Annotated in this window: 18 protein-coding genes and 2 tRNA genes; 9 read left to right on the forward strand and 11 right to left on the reverse strand. The window is 62.1% G+C overall.

Going from position 1 to position 16466, the window contains the following annotated elements; all coding sequences use genetic code 11:
- Positions 1-5: 5 nt before the first annotated feature.
- Together DXY35_RS00125 and DXY35_RS00130 are read right to left on the reverse strand one after the other, a co-directional pair.
- Positions 6-77: transfer RNA gene (locus DXY35_RS00125), tRNA-Thr, on the reverse strand.
- 9 nt (positions 78-86) lie between these two features.
- Positions 87-168, reverse strand: a tRNA-Tyr gene (locus DXY35_RS00130).
- A gap of 84 nt (positions 169-252) precedes the next feature.
- Here DXY35_RS00130 and aroQ point away from each other — a divergent pair.
- Positions 253-693 carry a type II 3-dehydroquinate dehydratase gene (gene aroQ, locus DXY35_RS00135; RefSeq protein ID WP_115080217.1) on the forward strand — a complete coding sequence of 147 codons (441 nt, stop codon included), beginning with the start codon at positions 253-255 and terminating at the stop codon, positions 691-693.
- Positions 690-1409 carry a tRNA-(ms[2]io[6]A)-hydroxylase gene (locus DXY35_RS00140; RefSeq protein WP_244272806.1) on the forward strand — a complete coding sequence of 240 codons (720 nt, stop codon included), beginning with the start codon at positions 690-692 and terminating at the stop codon, positions 1407-1409. The genes aroQ and DXY35_RS00140 overlap by 4 nt, the downstream gene beginning before the upstream one ends.
- Here the strand turns inward: DXY35_RS00140 and DXY35_RS00145 are convergent.
- Together DXY35_RS00145 and DXY35_RS00150 are read right to left on the reverse strand one after the other, a co-directional pair.
- On the reverse strand, positions 1397-3073 hold the full coding sequence (locus DXY35_RS00145; RefSeq protein WP_115080221.1) for a SulP family inorganic anion transporter: 1677 nt from the start codon (positions 3071-3073) through the stop codon (positions 1397-1399). The two genes, DXY35_RS00140 and DXY35_RS00145, sit on opposite strands and share 13 nt — an antisense overlap.
- Before the next feature lies 1 nt (position 3074).
- A complete protein-coding gene (locus DXY35_RS00150; protein ID WP_115080222.1) occupies positions 3075-3476 on the reverse strand; it encodes a vitamin K epoxide reductase in 402 nt (133 codons plus the stop codon).
- A 125-nt stretch (positions 3477-3601) separates the two neighbouring features.
- Between DXY35_RS00150 and DXY35_RS00155 the strand changes: the two genes are divergently transcribed.
- From DXY35_RS00155 to DXY35_RS00170, 4 genes are read left to right on the forward strand one after another with little or no spacing between them, the layout of a single operon-like run.
- The gene (locus tag DXY35_RS00155; protein WP_115080224.1) at positions 3602-4573 is read left to right on the forward strand and encodes a DnaJ C-terminal domain-containing protein; all 972 of its coding nucleotides are present in this window, start codon (positions 3602-3604) and stop codon (positions 4571-4573) included.
- 39 nt (positions 4574-4612) lie between these two features.
- Complete coding sequence (gene hemB / locus DXY35_RS00160; protein ID WP_038557395.1) at positions 4613-5614, forward strand: porphobilinogen synthase; 1002 nt, start codon at positions 4613-4615, stop codon at positions 5612-5614.
- Positions 5615-5618: 4 nt separating this feature from the next.
- Positions 5619-6017 (forward strand): VOC family protein, encoded by a 399-nt coding sequence (locus DXY35_RS00165; RefSeq protein ID WP_115080226.1) that lies wholly within the window; start codon positions 5619-5621, stop codon positions 6015-6017.
- Positions 5980-8418 (forward strand): endonuclease MutS2, encoded by a 2439-nt coding sequence (locus DXY35_RS00170; protein WP_244272808.1) that lies wholly within the window; start codon positions 5980-5982, stop codon positions 8416-8418. The genes DXY35_RS00165 and DXY35_RS00170 overlap by 38 nt, the downstream gene beginning before the upstream one ends.
- Before the next feature lie 22 nt (positions 8419-8440).
- Here DXY35_RS00170 and DXY35_RS00175 read toward each other — a convergent pair whose 3' ends face one another.
- Positions 8441-9619: an ABC transporter ATP-binding protein gene (locus tag DXY35_RS00175; RefSeq protein WP_115080242.1), complete on the reverse strand. Its 1179-nt coding sequence runs from the start codon at positions 9617-9619 to the stop codon at positions 8441-8443.
- Between the two features lie 58 nt (positions 9620-9677).
- Between DXY35_RS00175 and obgE the strand changes: the two genes are divergently transcribed.
- Positions 9678-10667 (forward strand): Obg family GTPase CgtA, encoded by a 990-nt coding sequence (obgE, locus tag DXY35_RS00180; RefSeq protein ID WP_115080230.1) that lies wholly within the window; start codon positions 9678-9680, stop codon positions 10665-10667.
- 93 nt (positions 10668-10760) lie between these two features.
- Entirely contained in the window at positions 10761-10943 is a 183-nt protein-coding gene (locus DXY35_RS00185; RefSeq protein WP_114988937.1) for a hypothetical protein, read from the forward strand.
- Between the two features lie 29 nt (positions 10944-10972).
- On the opposite strand, the gene DXY35_RS00190 is transcribed toward DXY35_RS00185, so the two are convergent.
- The 4 genes from DXY35_RS00190 to DXY35_RS00205 form a co-directional block, all read right to left on the reverse strand.
- Positions 10973-11191 carry a CP12 domain-containing protein gene (locus DXY35_RS00190; RefSeq protein WP_114988936.1) on the reverse strand — a complete coding sequence of 73 codons (219 nt, stop codon included), beginning with the start codon at positions 11189-11191 and terminating at the stop codon, positions 10973-10975.
- Between the two features lie 138 nt (positions 11192-11329).
- On the reverse strand, positions 11330-13231 hold the full coding sequence (locus DXY35_RS00195) for an ABC-F family ATP-binding cassette domain-containing protein (RefSeq protein WP_115080232.1): 1902 nt from the start codon (positions 13229-13231) through the stop codon (positions 11330-11332).
- Entirely contained in the window at positions 13228-13866 is a 639-nt protein-coding gene (locus DXY35_RS00200) for a DUF2301 domain-containing membrane protein (protein WP_115080234.1), read from the reverse strand. The genes DXY35_RS00195 and DXY35_RS00200 overlap by 4 nt, the downstream gene beginning before the upstream one ends.
- Complete coding sequence (locus tag DXY35_RS00205) at positions 13863-14837, reverse strand: glutathione S-transferase C-terminal domain-containing protein (protein ID WP_115080236.1); 975 nt, start codon at positions 14835-14837, stop codon at positions 13863-13865. The genes DXY35_RS00200 and DXY35_RS00205 overlap by 4 nt, the downstream gene beginning before the upstream one ends.
- A gap of 70 nt (positions 14838-14907) precedes the next feature.
- On the opposite strand from DXY35_RS00205, the gene DXY35_RS00210 reads away from it, so the two are divergent.
- Positions 14908-15822: an aspartoacylase gene (locus DXY35_RS00210; protein WP_115080244.1), complete on the forward strand. Its 915-nt coding sequence runs from the start codon at positions 14908-14910 to the stop codon at positions 15820-15822.
- Here DXY35_RS00210 and DXY35_RS00215 read toward each other — a convergent pair.
- Positions 15819-16145, reverse strand: a complete 327-nt coding sequence (locus tag DXY35_RS00215) for a hypothetical protein (protein ID WP_115080238.1) — start codon at positions 16143-16145, stop codon at positions 15819-15821. The genes DXY35_RS00210 and DXY35_RS00215 overlap by 4 nt on opposite strands.
- A 27-nt stretch (positions 16146-16172) precedes the next feature.
- Positions 16173-16340: a hypothetical protein gene (locus DXY35_RS12510; RefSeq protein ID WP_156915471.1), complete on the reverse strand. Its 168-nt coding sequence runs from the start codon at positions 16338-16340 to the stop codon at positions 16173-16175.
- Positions 16341-16466 lie beyond the last annotated feature (126 nt).

Genomic DNA, 16466 nt, shown 5'->3' on the forward strand with positions numbered 1-16466 from the left:
AAGAAAGCCCTTGTCGAGACTTGAACTCGAGACCTCTCCCTTACCAAGGGAGTGCTCTACCGCTGAGCTACAAGGGCATGTGGGGATGGGCCGGGTTGGATTTGAACCAACGTAGGCAGAGCCAGCGGATTTACAGTCCGCCCCCATTAACCACTCGGGCACCGACCCGAACCACACCGCAAGAACTTACCAGTCGGTGTGTCCTTCCCCACGATCTCGATACGATCTGCCGAGCTGAACCGATCTCCAGCCATGCACGTTCTGCTGCTGAACGGTCCGAATCTGAACCTGTTGGGCCAGCGTGAGCCTGGGATCTATGGCCATTCCTCCCTGGCGGACATCGAAGCGTCGCTGACCCGGGAGGCGGAGCAGGAATCAGTGCAGCTGGACTGCTTTCAAAGCAATTTCGAAGGTGCCCTGGTGGACCGGATTCACCAGGCCATGGGCCGCTGCGATGGAATCTTGATCAACGCCGGGGCATACACCCACACGTCCATCGCCATCCGTGATGCCCTGGTTGGCGTCTCGATCCCCTACGTGGAACTGCACCTCAGCAACACCCATGCCCGGGAAAAGTTCCGCCATCATTCGTTTCTGGCTGAGCGCGCTGTTGGTGTGATCTGCGGCTTTGGGCCCGCCAGCTACAGCCTTGCCTTGAGCGGATTGCTCAGCCATCTGCGCCGGAACGCATGACCAGCACTGCTCCAGCACAAACTGTTTCCTCCAAGACAGCTCCCACCAAGACAGTTCCTTCAAAGACAGTTCCGTCAAAGACAGTGGCGTCGATCCGCTGGTTGGCTGCGCCCACCAGCTGGAGCTGGGTGGAGCAGGCCAACGCCAGGCCGATGGAGGTGCTGATCGATCACGCCCACTGCGAACGCAAGGCTGCCGGGGCTGCGGTGCAGATGATGTTCCGCTACCTCTGCGAACCGGGTCTGGGTGAAGCCCTCAGCCCTCTGGCGCGGGAAGAGCTGGAGCACTTTGAGCAGGTGCTGGCGTTGATCAAGGCCCGGGGGCGCTACCTGGAACCGCTGCCTTCCCCGGGCTATGGCGCTGATCTGGCCCGGCAGATCCGTAAAGGTGAGCCGCAGAGAATGCTCGACTCCTTCCTGGTGGCGGGTCTGATCGAAGCCCGCAGCCATGAGCGCATGGCCCTGCTGGCGGAGCACAGCCCGGATCCTCAGTTGCGGGAGCTTTACAGCGATCTGTTGGCGAGTGAAGCCCGCCACTTCGGCCTGTACTGGGTGTTGTGTGAGCAGCGCTACCCGCGGGAGCTAATCGTTGAGCGTCTCGAAGTGCTGGCCCTGGCCGAAGTGAAGGCTCTGGAAGGGGAGTTGGCACGTCCTGAAGACGTGCGGATGCATTCCTGTGGTGTGGATGCCCCACAGATCAGCAGTCAGATCAGCTGAGCCGCCTCCTGCAAGGCCTCCAGCCTGGATGGCCGAAGCACCCCCTCCACGCCAAATTGGCGCAGCCGTTGTTCGAGGCTGTGGTTGGCTCCGGCGATGAACAGGGTGCGGCCCGCTGATCGTGCTTCCTCCACCATGCGTTCGATGGCGAGGGTTGCGGTGACACCGATGCGGGACACATCCGTGAGGTCAAGGATCAGAACCCTGTAGCTCTGGATCAATCCCATTCGGGCACTGATGCCTTTGGCGGCGCCAAAACTCAGAGGGCCGCGCAGACGAAACAGCATCAAGGCCTTGCCGCAGCGCAGGATCAGGGCTTCCTCCTCCGGGGAAAGATTGGCGTGCAGCGCATCCGTGGCATCGGAGGGGTTGTCCTCTTCCATCCCTTCCAGTTGGGACCGCGTGATCGCATCAACGGTCAACAGGTTGGCCACGAACATCCCGACCAAAACGCCCCAGATCAGGTCCCAGAACACCGTCATCAACAGCACGGCGTACATCAGCGCGGCTGTTTTCGCCGACAGGCGATGGGCGCGAAGCAGAAAGCCCCAGTCGATGATGTCGAGCCCGACTTTGATCAGGATTCCCGCCAGCAGCGCCGTGGGGATCTGTGCCGCAAGGGGGCCCGCCCCCAGCAGCACAAGCAGCAGCACCATGGAATGGGTCATGCCCGACCAGGGCGTCTGACCACCGGATTTGATGTTGATCACCGTTCGCATGGTGGCTCCGGCACCGGGAAGGCCGGAGAGGAACCCGGCCGCGGTGTTGGCGATGCCCTGGCCGATCAGCTCACGGTTGGAGTCGTGGTTGGTCTGGGTGATGTTGTCGGCCACCAGGGAGGTGAGCAACGAGTCGATCGCCCCGAGCAGGGCGAGAACCATGCCGGCTTTCACCAGCTCCGGCAGGTGCTGACTGAAATCGGGAACCACCAGTTGCAAGCCCCCCTCCGGGATGGCTCCGATCCGGGCGATGGGTTCAAGGCCCAGCTCCAGCAGTCGGTTGTCGTTGAACAGCAGCAGCGACAACGGCGTCACAATCAGCAGCGCCAGCAGAGGCGTTGGCACCCATTGGCGGATCCGCAGGGGGGTCAGAAACACCACAGCGAGTGTCATCAATCCAACGGCGAGCGCAGCTGGATTCCAGCTCGGGGCATCGATCAGCGAACTCAGGGACGCAACCACGCCGCCCCCGGTGCTCACCCCGATGAAGGGTCCAAGTTGCAGCACAAGGATGATGAAACCGATTCCCGACATGAAGCCGGAGACCACCGAGTAGGGCACCAGAGTGATGAAGCGCCCCAGCCGCAATACCCCGAGCAGGGTTTCGAACACACCACCGATCACCACAGCGGCCATCACCAACGGCAGCATCTCGCCGGCATTGAGATCACGACCGATGCCGATGGCGGCCAGGCTGGAGACGATCCCCGCCACGGTGACGCTCATGGGTCCGGTGGGTCCGCTCACCTGGGCGGGAGTCCCCCCGAGCAAGGCCGCCAAAAATCCGGTCACGATGGCGCCATACAGGCCGTAGATGGCGCCTCCTGGCCCCAGGGCGGCATTGCCGAAGGCCAGGGCAAGGGGCAGCGCGACCACGGCGGCCGTCAATCCTCCGAGAAGGTCGCCTCGGATGTTGCGTTGATGCAGGCCGTGAATCAGTGCCATCTCAGTTCAGACCACTCCAGCGGCTCAGGGCTTCCAGGGACTGAACTCCCACTTTTCGGCGCCCATCGGGGAGAACCCAGGTGGGATAAGCCCGGATCTCTGCGGCGTTGCAGGCTTTGGCTTGCTGCGGCAGCTGCTTCGGCTTGCGGCATTCCACATAGGTCACGTCCGCTCCGGCCTGTTTGCCGAACAGGTTCATCTGCTTGAAACAGGCCGGGCAGGTCCAGGCGCCGTAAAACTTGGCCCCCATCGCCTTCAGATGCTGCGTCAGTTCGAGGGCCTGGTGGCTTGAGTCGTGCAGGGGCTCTCCGATCGTGCTGGCCCAGGGAGCGGCCGAACCAGGAGGGCCACCAACAGCTCCGCCAGCTGCGACCAGCACGGATGCCAGCAGGGATGAAGCCATGCTCCTCATGCTGATGCAGTGGTTGGCCTGAAGCTAGGTCGCATTCAGGCGTTCGGGCTTCCCTCCATGCGGAAGCAACAACGCAAGCCCTGTTGCGGTGAAACTGGGATTACCACTGGATTGGTATGGCAGGCAGCGGATACAAGGACTATTTCCAGGTGCTCGGTGTTGATCGCAGCGCCGATGCCAATGCCATCAAGAAAGCCTTTCGCAGCCTGGCGCGCCAATACCACCCTGACGTCAACCCTGGTGATGCCCAGGCTGAAGCGCGGTTCAAGGAGATCAGTGAGGCCTACGAAGTGCTCTCCGATCCCGAGAAGCGGCGTCGTTATGAGCAATTCGGCCAGTACTGGAACCAGGCCGGTGGCATGGGAGGGGGAGCCGCACCCGGCATGGATGTCGACTTCGGTCGCTACGGCAATTTCGATGATTTCATCAACGACCTGTTGGGCCGTTTCGGTGGTCCAGGCGGCGGTGGTTTCCCGGGGGGTGGCTTCCCCGGTGGAGGATTCGCAGGGGGCGGTTTCCCGCGTGGTGCCCAGGCTTCACGCCCTCCGGTGAATCTCGATGCCGAAGCATCGGTGAATGTGACCTTTTCAGAGGCCTTTCGCGGTGGTGAACGCAGCCTCTCGGTGAACAACGAGCGCGTTCAGGTGCGCATTCCTGCTGGAGTGAAGAACGGCTCGCGGCTGCGGTTGAAGGGCAAGGGCAACCTGCAACCGGGCACCGGACGGAGGGGCGATCTCTATCTCAACCTGAAGATTCAGGACCACCCGATCTGGCGCCTGGAGTCGGATCAGTTGCGGGCCGATCTCCCCGTCAGCCTCGATGAACTGGCCCTTGGAGGCATGGTGTCGGTGATGACGCCCGATGGTGAGGCCCAGGTGAGCATTCCGGCCGGCACCGCCCCGGGCCGCAGTCTGCGGCTGAAGGGCAAGGGCTGGCCGTCGAAGACCGGTCGCGGTGATCTTCTGCTCACGCTGACGCTGGCCATGCCTGCCTCGTGGAGTGAGGAGGAGCGTCGGTTGTTGGAGCAACTGCGTGCCAAGCGCACGGACCATCCACGTCAAGAGTGGCTTCGTTCGGCGGCCCTCTGATCGGGTGACCCTTACGATCACACCTTGTGTTTGGGTCTGATGGAGCTCACCTACCGCCCCCGTCGTCTTCGGCGTACGCCCGCCCTACGCGCCATGGTGCGTGAGCACAGCCTCTCGGCTGCAGACTTCATCTATCCCCTCTTTGTGCATGAAGGCGCTGAGGTGGAGCCAATCGCTGCCATGCCTGGTGCCAGTCGTTGGAGCCTTGCGGCCCTCACCGGCGAAGTGCAGCGTGCCTACGACCTTGGGGTGCGTTGCATCGTTCTCTTCCCCAAGGTGTCTGAGGGACTGAAGACCGAAGACGGGGCTGAGTGCTTCAATGCCAATGGCCTGATTCCACGGGCGATCCGCCAGATCAAGGAAGCCATCCCCGAGATGGCGATCATGACCGACGTCGCCCTGGATCCCTATTCCTGCGATGGTCATGACGGGATCGTCAGCCAGGACGGCGTGGTCCTCAACGACGAGACGATTGAACTGCTCTGCAAGCAGGCCGTTGTGCAGGCTGAAGCGGGCGCTGATCTGATCGGTCCCAGCGACATGATGGACGGCCGGGTCGGTGCCATCCGGGAAGCCCTCGACGACGAAGGCTTCGAACATGTGGGCATTATCAGCTACACGGCGAAGTACTCCTCCGCGTACTACGGCCCCTTCCGTGAGGCCCTTGATTCCGCTCCCCGTGCCGCCGGCAGCAAGCCGATCCCCAAAAACAAAGACACCTATCAGATGGATCCCGCCAATGCTCGGGAAGCCATCACCGAAGCCCAGCTCGATGAGCAGGAGGGCGCCGACATCATGATGGTGAAGCCTGGTTTGGCCTATCTCGACATCATCCACCGACTGCGCGAAGAGTCGGAACTCCCCATCGCTGCCTACAACGTGAGCGGTGAGTATTCGATGGTGAAGGCAGCGGCGGAGCGGGGCTGGATCGATGAAAAAGCCGTTGTGCTTGAGACGTTGCTGAGCTTCAAGCGCGCTGGTGCTGATCTGATCCTCACGTACCACGCCTGCGATGCAGCGGCTTGGTTGAAGGAGGCTTGATCCGATGGCAACAGCCGATCAACCCAAAGGTGTGGATCGTCTCGGTCACGTTGCGATCCGTGTTGAGAACGTCGATCGGGCTGTTGCCTTCTACACCGACCTGGGCATGCGTCTGGTCTGGCGTGCCAACGACTGGTGTTATCTGGAAGCCGGGGAAGGTCGCGATGGACTCGCCTTGTTAGGCCCGGATTACAAAGCCGCTGGCCCACACTTCGCCTTCCATTTCCGCGATCGTGCGGAGGTGGATGTGATTCACGACCGTCTCAAGTCGCAGGGTGTGCACGTTGGTGCCGTCCATGACCACCGCGACGGCACGGCGTCTTTTTATCTGAAAGATCCGGAAGGCAACTGGCTCGAAATGCTTTATGAACCCCCCGGTGGCATCCCCTCCAACTGCAACTGACTTGAGTCAAGGGGCGGACCGGGCTCAGCAGGAAACCCTTGAACTGCTGGAGTGGCATCGGGTCTGTGACCATCTCAGCGGCTTTGCCAGTACCGCCATGGGTCGTGATGCGGCCCGGGTTCAACCGCTGCCCCCCAGCCTGGAGGAATCGAAACAGCGCCTGGCCGAGACGGTTGAAATGGCGGTGCTCGATGACCTCACTGAGGGGGGGCTCAGCTTCCGCGGTGTGCGGAATCTCGAGCCCGTTGTGCTGCGCTGCAGCAAGGGAGGTGTGGCCTCCGGTGAAGAGCTGCTGGCCGTGGCGGAAACGTTGGCAGCGGCCCGTCGCCTGCGCCGTCAGATCGACGATCCTGAGCTGCGCCCGGTGTGCACCGCGTTGATTGAAACGATGGTGACGCTGCCGGAGTTGGAGCAGCGGCTCAAATTTGCGCTCGAAGAGGGCGGCCGCGTCGCTGATCGCGCCAGCTCGGCGTTGTCGGTGCTGCGGCATCAATGGAACAGTCTGCGCCAGGAACGTCGCGACAAACTTCAGGAGCTGCTGCGACGCCTGGCCCCATCCCTGCAGGACAGTGTGATCGCCGAGCGTCATGGCCGTCCGGTTCTGGCTGTGAAGTCCGGTGCGGTGAGCCAGGTGCCGGGTCAGGTGCACGACAGTTCGGCCTCAGGCAGCACCCTCTTTGTTGAACCCCGCTCGGTGCTCACCATGGGCAACAAGCTTGTGGAGCTGGAGTCCCGCATCCGGGATGAGGAACGCAAGGTGTTGGCGGAGCTGAGTGCTCTGGTGGCTGAAGAGGCGTCCGCCCTCAACCAGGTGGTGGCCGTGCTGCGCGCGCTTGATCTTGCGCTGGCCCGTGGACGTTATGGCCGCTGGCTTGGTGGCGTTGAGCCTCAGCTTGAGGCGGCAGCGGAGGCTCCGTTTCGCTTTTCAGGTCTGCGACACCCACTCTTGGTGTGGCAGCACAAACGGGCGGAGGGGCCGCCCGTGGTTCCCATCTCGGTGGAGGTGTCGCCGGAGCTGCGGGTGGTGGCGATCACCGGGCCGAACACCGGTGGCAAAACGGTCACTCTGAAAAGCATTGGCCTCGCTGCACTGATGGCACGCGCCGGCATGCTTTTGCCCTGTTCGGGGCAACCTTCCCTGCCCTGGTGTGCCCAGGTGCTGGCGGACATCGGAGATGAGCAATCCCTCCAGCAGAGCTTGTCCACCTTCAGTGGCCATGTGAAACGCATCGGGCGCATTCTTGAGGCGCTGCAGCGCGGTGGTTCTCCTGCCCTGGTGTTGCTGGATGAGGTGGGGGCCGGAACGGATCCCAGCGAGGGAACGGCCCTGGCCACGGCTCTGCTCAAGGCACTTGCGGATCGGGCTCGGCTCACGATTGCCACCACCCACTTCGGTGAACTCAAGGCCCTCAAATACGACGACGCTCGTTTTGAGAATGCCTCTGTTGCCTTCAATCCTGAGACCTTGTCCCCCACCTATGAATTGCTGTGGGGAATTCCAGGACGCAGCAATGCACTGGCGATCGCGACGCGCCTTGGGCTCGATTCGGATGTGCTTCACCAGGCCCAGCAGCTGTTGGCCCCAGGGGGTGATGGTGAGGTGAACAGTGTGATCCGTGGCTTGGAGGAGCAACGGCAGCGCCAGCAGGCCGCGGCAGAAGACGCTGCAGCACTCCTGGCACGCACGGAGCTGCTGCACGAGGAGTTGCTGCAGCGCTGGAAGAAGCAAAAGCAGCAGACCGCGCAACGCCAGGAGCAGGGCCGTCAACGCTTGGAGCAGTCGATCCGTCAGGGCCAGAAAGAAGTTCGCACGCTGATTCGCCGTCTGCGGGATGAGCGCGCTGATGGGGAAACCGCGCGAAAGGCTGGGCAACGGTTACGCAGCTTGGAAGACCATCACCGCCCAACCCCTGAACGGCATGTACCCAAGCCGGGCTGGCGTCCATCTGTGGGAGATCGCGTGCGCTTGCTCGCCCTCGGCAAGGCTGCAGATGTGTTGGCCATCAGCGATGACGGCCTGCAGCTGACGGTTCGTTGTGGGGTGATGCGCACCACGGTGGATCTGGCGGCGGTGGAAAGCCTGGATGGGCGTAAGCCGGAGCCACCTCCAAAGCCGGTGGTGAAGGTGCAAGCCCGTTCCGTCGGCGGCGGTGGTGCACAGGTGCGCACCAGTCGCAACACCATTGATGTGCGTGGCATGCGGGTGCATGAGGCCGAAGCGGCGGTTGAGGAATGCTTGCGCAGTGCCAATGGGCCGGTTTGGGTGATCCACGGCATCGGCACGGGCAAGCTCAAGCGCGGCCTGCGCGCCTGGCTGGACACGGTGCCCTATGTGGAACGGGTGACCGATGCCGAGCAGGGGGACGGCGGACCGGGCTGCAGCGTTGTCTGGGTGAGCTGAGCTGGTTCAGGCGCTTCAGTGGCTAACGGATCGCTTCACCATCCGCATCAAACAACCGCCAGCCTGTGGGGTCAGGGTCGAGGTGGATGGCATCGCCGGCAGTGATATTGATCTCCGTTGAAGCTCTGACCTGGATGAGTTGATCACCATCCAGGAGCCGACAGGTGAGGATCTGCTCATTGCCCAGACGCTCGCAATGGCTCACCTCGGCTTCGAGATTCCGGTTCGTTGCCGGTGCCAGATGCCAGTGTTCAGGCCTCAATCCTGCGGTGAGGTGTTGGCCTTCTCGTTGAAGTAAAGGCTCGACCATTGCGCCTTCAACCTGAATGCGCTTGTTCCCCAGCATCAGAGTTGCATTGGGCCCCACCGTGACGGGCAAAAGGCTCATCGCTGGGCTGCCAATGAACTGGGCGACGAAGATGTTGGAGGGCCACCGGTACAACTCCATGGGGGTCCCGAGTTGCTGCAGGCGCCCCTGGTTCAACACAGCGATGCGGTCCCCCATGGTCATCGCTTCCACCTGGTCGTGGGTCACATAAACCGTCGTTGTTCCCAGTTCTCGCTGCAGCTCGACGATTCTTTGGCGCGTGCTCGTTCTGAGTTTGGCGTCGAGATTGCTCAGCGGTTCATCCATCAAAAACACCTCGGGATTGCGCGCCATGGCGCGTCCGAGGGCGACCCGTTGTTTCTGTCCGCCGGACAGTTCCTTTGGCCTTCGATCGAGCAATTCCGTGAGTTCCAGAGATCTGGCAACGGTGTTCACCCGGGCTTCGATTCGTTCTTCTCTGACCGACCGCACCCTCAGTGGTTTGGGTAAGGCGCGCGTGGCTCGAAAGGCCTGATCTTGGATGCGCTGGACGGTTGATCTCGCCTGGCTTCTGCGCAGTCCGAAGCTGAGGTTGTCCCGCACGCTGAGATGCGGGTAGAGCGCATAGCTCTGGAACACCATGGCGACGTTGCGGCGCGCTGGCGGCACATCGCTGATGGGCCGGGACCCGATTCTGATTTCGCCGCTGGTGGGGCTGTCGAGACCAGCGAGCAGTCGCAGCAAGGTGCTTTTGCCGCACCCCGAGGGACCGACCAGCACCAAAAACTCGCCATCGTTGATCGTCAGATGCAACTGACGAATCACCTCAACGGGATCACCTCCGCCGCGTCCTGGGAAGGTCTTGCTGAGGTCTTCGAAACGGACGCCGGCCAACAACAGAGCTGCAGCGGCTGAATCTTAGGGTTATGGATTGGATTGAGCCGGCAGCACCGTGCAGTTCATCGATCAGGCACGGATCACGGTCCGAGGCGGGCGCGGCGGCGATGGCATCGCTGCCTTTCGCCGCGAAAAGTATGTGCCCGCTGGAGGCCCCTCCGGAGGTGACGGCGGGTGTGGGGCTCCAGTGGTTCTCGAGGCCGACAGCAACCTGCAAACCCTGCTCGATTTCAAATACAAACGCCTGTTCGCCGCTGACGATGGGCGACGCGGTGGTCCGAACAAATGCACCGGTGCATCAGGGAAAGACCTGGTGATCAAGGTGCCTTGCGGCACGGAGGTCCGCCATCTGCGCACCGGCATCCTTCTGGGAGACCTCACCACCCCGGGTGAGCGTCTCACCGTTGCCTTCGGTGGGCGAGGTGGTTTGGGCAACGCCCATTACCTGAGCAATCGCAACCGCGCTCCGGAGAAATTCACCGAGGGCCGTGAGGGTGAGGAATGGCCCCTGCAGCTGGAACTCAAGTTGCTGGCTGAGGTGGGCATCATTGGTCTTCCCAATGCCGGCAAGAGCACCTTGATCGCCGTGCTGTCGGCAGCGCGACCCAAGATTGCCGATTACCCCTTCACCACCTTGGTCCCCAACCTTGGTGTGGTGCGCCGTCCCAGTGGAGATGGAACCGTGTTTGCGGATATTCCAGGCTTGATTGAGGGGGCCGCCCAGGGCGCTGGTCTTGGCCACGACTTTCTGCGTCATATCGAACGCACCCGTCTGCTGATCCACCTCGTGGACGCAGGATCCGAGGATCCCGTGGCTGACCTGAACGTCGTCCAGCAGGAGCTGGAGGCCTATGGCCATGGTCTGGTTGATCGGCCACGTCTGTTGGTGATCAACAAACAGGAGTTGGTGAGAGAAGATGATCTCCCCAGGTTGCGGCAAGACCTTGAAGCGGCGAGTGGTCGTCCCGTGCTGTGCATTTCAGCCGCCATGGGAACCAACCTCGATCAGTTGCTGGCCGAAACCTGGGCCGAGCTCGGAGTGTGAGCTGATGCTCCAGACAATCTTCATGTGATCAGCCACACCGATGCTTGTGGCCTGATCGCGGGGGAGCCATAACGGGAATGTCTCTCCCATGACATGACCTTTTACACCTGTCTGGACAACAAGGGTGACGTGATCGCCCGGTGCCAAACGAAAGAGGATGTTGCTGTGCTTCAACGCATGGGACGCCCAATCGCTGAAGTGAAGGCAATGCGTAAGGAGGAGGCTGTCGTCTGCAGCCTGACCGGCAGCCCCTCCGACTACAACGAGGACTACTGAGCCCTCGTTGAATTAATCGCGTTTGTGGCTCAGTCGTCGTAGACGCGGCACTCCTCGGCATCGGGATTGGCCTCGCAATGCAGCTCGAGCGACGTGGGGTCGTGGCTGTCGCCGGGGTGGTGCTCCTTGTATTCCTCCAGCGACTTCAGCTCATCGGTGAGGTGACGAACCTTGGCCTCGTCTCCAGCTGCTTTGGCAGCTTCGATGTCGGATTGATCCTTCTGGATGTGTTCGTCGATGGACTTCATGAATTCAGACCGTGGTCTGGCAGCACCTTACGGCGATTCATCGGTTTTGGAGTGGTGGAATCCCACCCCATGACGATCCGACAACGCTGATTTGAAGTGGCGGTAGCCGTGGCTACAAGCACAGCTCCAGATCGTTGATCAGGGCTCCAATTCGCTGAGTTCCAGCCAGCGTTCTTCCGCTTGTTCAATGCGGGTGATGATCTCAGCCAGATCGAGACTCAGCTTGGCCATGTCAGCGCCTTCCTGGTTCATCTGCTGTTCCAGCTCCTCTTTTTTCAGCTCCAGTTCAGGCAGCTGTTGATCAAGCGCCGCAAGCTCCTTGTTTTCCTTGAAGTTTCGCCGCCGCGGGCCGTCGCGCTTGGTCTTGCGGCTGCTCTCTGGTTTGGGTGTGGAGGGTTTGCTCGCCTGGCTTTGGCTGCGTTCCTCCTGGCGCTGCTGCTCCAGAAACGCGCTGTAGTTCCCTTCAAAGCGATTAAGCCGTCCTTGGTCGAAGCAGAACAGGCGATCAACGGTGCGATCGAGGAAATAACGGTCGTGGGAAACAACGATTACGCAGCCCCGGAAGTCTTCAAGGAAGTCTTCGAGAACGCTGAGGGTCTGAACATCCAGATCGTTGGTGGGTTCGTCCAACAGCAACACGTTGGGCGCCTGGATCAGCATCCGGCAGAGGGTGAGGCGGCGGCGCTCGCCTCCCGAGAGCTTGGCCAAGGGGCTGTGCTGCTGGGCCGGTGGAAACAAAAAGCGTTCCAGAAGCTGGGATGCGGTGACTTGCTCACCCCCCAGATCGATCCGGCTGGCGGCTTCTTCCACGAACTCGATCACTTTGCGATCGAGCCCTTTGCCTTTGTTGAAGTCTTCGGTGTGCTGGTCCAGGTAACCGATGTGAACGGTCTCCCCAAGCAGCAGGCTGCCCTGGGTTGGCTCGCGCCGTCCGGCGATGAGATCAAGCAGGGTGGATTTGCCGCTGCCGTTGGGGCCGATGATGCCGATTCTGTCTTCAGGGCTGAAGCTGTAGCTGAAGCCATCGAGGAGTGGGCGACCGCCCCCACTGCCATCGGCTGTGACCCCAACGGCTTCCGCTTCGATCACCTGTTTGCCGATGCGCCGGCTGATGCCGGTCATCTCCAGCTTTGCTTTGCCTTGATTGGGTTTCTGCTCGCGCATCGCTTCGATGCGTTGCAGTCGCGCCTTTTGTTTGGTGCTGCGGGCCTTGGGGCCCTGGCGTAGCCAGGCCAACTCGCGGCGAAGCACGCTTTTGAACTTGGCCGCTGAGGCCGCTTCAGAGGCCTCTTCTTCGGCTTTGTGCTGCAGAAAGGTGCTGTAGTTCCCCTGATAGGTGCGGGCCTGGCCTCGGTCCACCTCCACCATCCGCCGCGTCACCCGATCGAGCACGTAGCGGTCATGGGTGACCAGCACCAGAGCGCCGGGATAGCGATCCAGCCAGCTCTGCAGCCATTCCACGGCAGCGGCATCGAGATGGTTGGTGGGCTCATCCAGCAGCAGCACATCGGGGCAGGCCACCAGGGCTGACGCCAGACCCACCCGTTTGCGGTATCCGCCGGAGAGGTCGTCGACCGGGCGCTGGAGATCGCTGATGCCCAATTTCTGCAGCACTTCCCGGCATTGCTGCTCCAGGCTCCAGGCGTCCTCTTCATCCATCCGTTGGCTTAGCTGACCCAGCTCCGCCATCAGTGCTTCATTGCTGGGGTCAACCGCGATGGCGTCGCTGAGGGCGCTGAAGCGCACCAGCAGATCCCGTTTGGCACCACAGCCCTCCAGCACCTGCTCCAGCACCGTGAGCCCGGGGGTGATCCGGCTCTCCTGACCCACCAGCTCCACCCGAAGCCGGGGTGAGCAGCGGCGTTCCCCTTCCCCGAGCGGTTCTTTCCCTGCCAGCACCTTCAGCAAGGTGGATTTGCCGGCGCCATTCGGACCGATCAGTCCCAGCCGCTCCCCTTCACCGATGTGGAGATCGAGATCGGAAAAGAGGGTGCGGATGCCGAAATCCTTGGCCGCACCCACCAGGCTGATCAGACTCACGGCGTGCCAGCGGGCAGTTGACCGTCCAGATAAGCAAACACGCTCTTGTCGCCCACATCCGCTGCTGCCTCCATGCCGAATTTGCGCAGGGCCAGCAACACCAGCAGCAACGCTGCACTTTCCAGTAAAGCCAGGCAGAGGGGGCCATTGATCAGACCCACCAGATGCCCCAGCAGCGCTGCCGGCAACAGCAAAGTGAGGCCGATGGCTTCGGGCCGTTGGAAGCAGAAAAACTCCTTGAAGCCGATGCCCGCCAAGGCGGCAAACAGCGGCCCGATGGCCAGGATCCACAGCGGGTGATCCTGGAGGGTTGAGAGCACTTCGGTGGGGCCGGCCTGCAGCAGCAGTGCCCCCCAACCGATGCAACCACTGAGCCAGAACAGTTGAAGGGCGCGGTGCAAGGGACGGAGATAAATGTGAATCCAGCGCAGGGCCAGGCCCAGGGCCGTGGCCATCGGCAGCACCCAGAGCCATGCCCAGGGGCTATCGGTCTGCCACCACTGCAGCACTCCAGCAGCCAGGCAGAGGCCGGTGATCAACAGGGCGATCCGATAGGAACGCACCTCCTGGCGATCGGCAGCGGTGATCGAGTAAGGGCCGTAGACACCCTCAAAGGTTGGATCTGCGCTGGTCATCCCGCCGCCGCCGTGCTATTCACCAGTGTGCTCAGGTCAGGACCGGCTGGAACGATGCCGCCGGGATTGAGGGGGAACAGGGCACCGAAGTAGTCGTGTCGCCAGGCATTGCCGTCGCAGGTGTCCGCAACGCCCGGCAAGGCGTAAAAGCGTTGTCGCCATGCCCAGAGGTGTGGGTAGTGCCAGAGCGGTTGCCGAGTGCAGCCGAACAGGGGCGCATAGACCAGCTCCCAGCGGATCAAGGTGGGGAACAACCGCACGTCCGCCAGGGTCAGTGCCGTGCCGCACAGCCATGGACCATTGGTTTCGAGGCTCTGCTCCACCGCAGCCAGGGCAGCGAAGAGATCGGCTTCGGCGCGGTCGTATGCCGCTTGGTTGCGGGCGAAACCGCAGCGGTACACCCCATCGTTGATGCCCGGTTGCAGTCGCTGCTGCCAGGCCTGGATCCTGTCGGTTGCTTCCGCCGGTGCCAGATCCACAACCGCGTCTTGATGGGGCCAGCGGTTCAACAGCTCCACCAGTGGTGCACTGTCATTGCCCAGCAGGCTGCGCGTCTTGGGATCCACCAGCACAGGCACGGTGGCCCGGTAGCTGGGGGGGGCGCCGCAGTGCTGATACAGCTCCAGCAGCGTTTTGCACCCCTCCCAGGCTGGATCGAGGGCCCAGCGTCCAGCGTTGTGATCCGCCCGTGCCATCACGAGGGTGACGCTGTCGTGCAGATGGCGCAGCTGATGCACCAGCCAGGTGCGGTGGGCCCAGGGGCAACTGCGCCCGATCACCAGGATTGGCCTTTGGTCTGCGCTTCGCTGGAGCAGGTTTTCGGGGTTTAAAGCCGGCGGTGTGAGCGGATCGCTGCTTGGGCGGGTGTAATTGCCGGCCGCATCGGCTGGGCCCAGCCCACCCATGAGCCGTTGCCATTGCCATCGCCAACTGCGACGGGCGGCCGTGACCACAACAGGTGGGATCGACATGGCGCGGTTTGGATCGCTTTCATCCTCGCTATGACTCGTGCTTCAGTCAGGACTTGGTTCGCTGTGGTCCATGAGCAGCTGTGGCGTTCTAGTGGTGGCCGGCACCCACGGCAATGAGGTCAATGCCCCTTGGTTGCTACAGCAGTGGCAGGCCAACCCTGATCTGATCAACGCTGCTGGCTTGGCGGTGCAGAAGGTGATCGGCAACCCGGAAGCGTTGCGCCGCCGCTGCCGCTACGTCGATCGTGACCTCAACCGCTGCTTTCTCCCGGAACAGTTGGAGCAGGGGGCCCCCGGCTTGGAGTTTCAGCGTGCTGGGGAACTCCTGCGCTTGCACGGCCCGACCGGCGAGCAGCCTTGTGTCGTGGCCATCGATCTGCACAGCACCACAGCGGCCATGGGCAATTCCCTGGTGGTGTACGGCCGGCGTCCCGCTGATCTCGCCCTCGCGGCTTTGGTGCAGGGAGCGCTCGGCCTGCCGATTTATCTGCACGAAGCCGATGCTCAGCAGACCGGCTTCCTTGTTGAATCCTGGCCCTGCGGCCTGGTGATCGAGGTGGGCCCTGTGCCGCAAGGTCTGCTCAATGCCCGTGTCGTTGAACAGACCCGTCTTGGCTTGGAAACCTGCCTGATGGCCTTGGATCAGGCAGATCAGGGCTTGGCCCGGCTGCCGGATGCTCTGGTGGTGCACCGTCATCTCGGCAGTCGGGATCTTCCGAAGGCGGAGAACGGAGAGCCTCAGGCGCTTGTGCATCCGGAACTGCAGGGCCGCGATTGGCAGGACATCAGCTCAACCCAGGCGATGTTCCGTGCTGCGGATGGCACCGATCGAGGTGAAGCGTGGGTTGAGGGGGAGATTCCAGTGTTTGTAAATGAAGCGGCCTACGCGGAGAAAAGCATCGCTTTCTCCCTCACGCGCCGGGAGGTGTGGCCCGTGCAGCCCACCTGGCTGCTGGCCTTGCAGCAGCTGCTCTCTGCGACTTAACCGCAGGCCCAAACACCCTTCCCTTCTTGAGAGCAGATCAGATTGCTCGTCTGACCATCGGCCCAGTACATCCGCAATCGGTCGTCCTCGGTGCCGATCCGCAGGGTGAGGGATCGCAGCGGACCGGCCGGGGTCTTGCTGTCGGCATCGCCGCCGGGCAACTTGATTTGTTGCAGCTCCTGCTCCAGCTGGTTGATGCGTTGTTCCAGCTGTTTGATCGAAGCGCTTGCGTTTGGTTGATCGCCGCTTGAGCTCACCAGTCCACAGCTGGTGAGACCAACCGAGGTCAGCCCAAGACCAATCAGAGGAATCAAACGCTGCATGGGACTGTGCTGATTGGTCCCAGCCTCTCAACAGAACTGGCCCTGGGCCAGACGTTCACTCCAATAAACGGTGGCACCTTGAGCCTCCAGCTCCAGTCGCCTGTGGCGGGCCTGCGTCAGAGGAACGGTTTCCTCCAAGCGGTGGCCGGCTTGCATCCAGCGGATCAGAACCAATAGCGCCTTGGTGAGTCTCATAAATCTTAAGTCTTTCGGAAGCATCGCTTTCCTCGCCTGGGGCGCTTAAGCGTTGGTTTCGCAATCTGTGGACACACAGCGCAAACTTCCTTTACAATCCCGATCAGGCAGGGCTCTCCTGCCCTT

The sequence above is a fragment of the Synechococcus sp. N32 genome (genome assembly GCF_900473895.1).
Taxonomy (GTDB): domain Bacteria; phylum Cyanobacteriota; class Cyanobacteriia; order PCC-6307; family Cyanobiaceae; genus Parasynechococcus.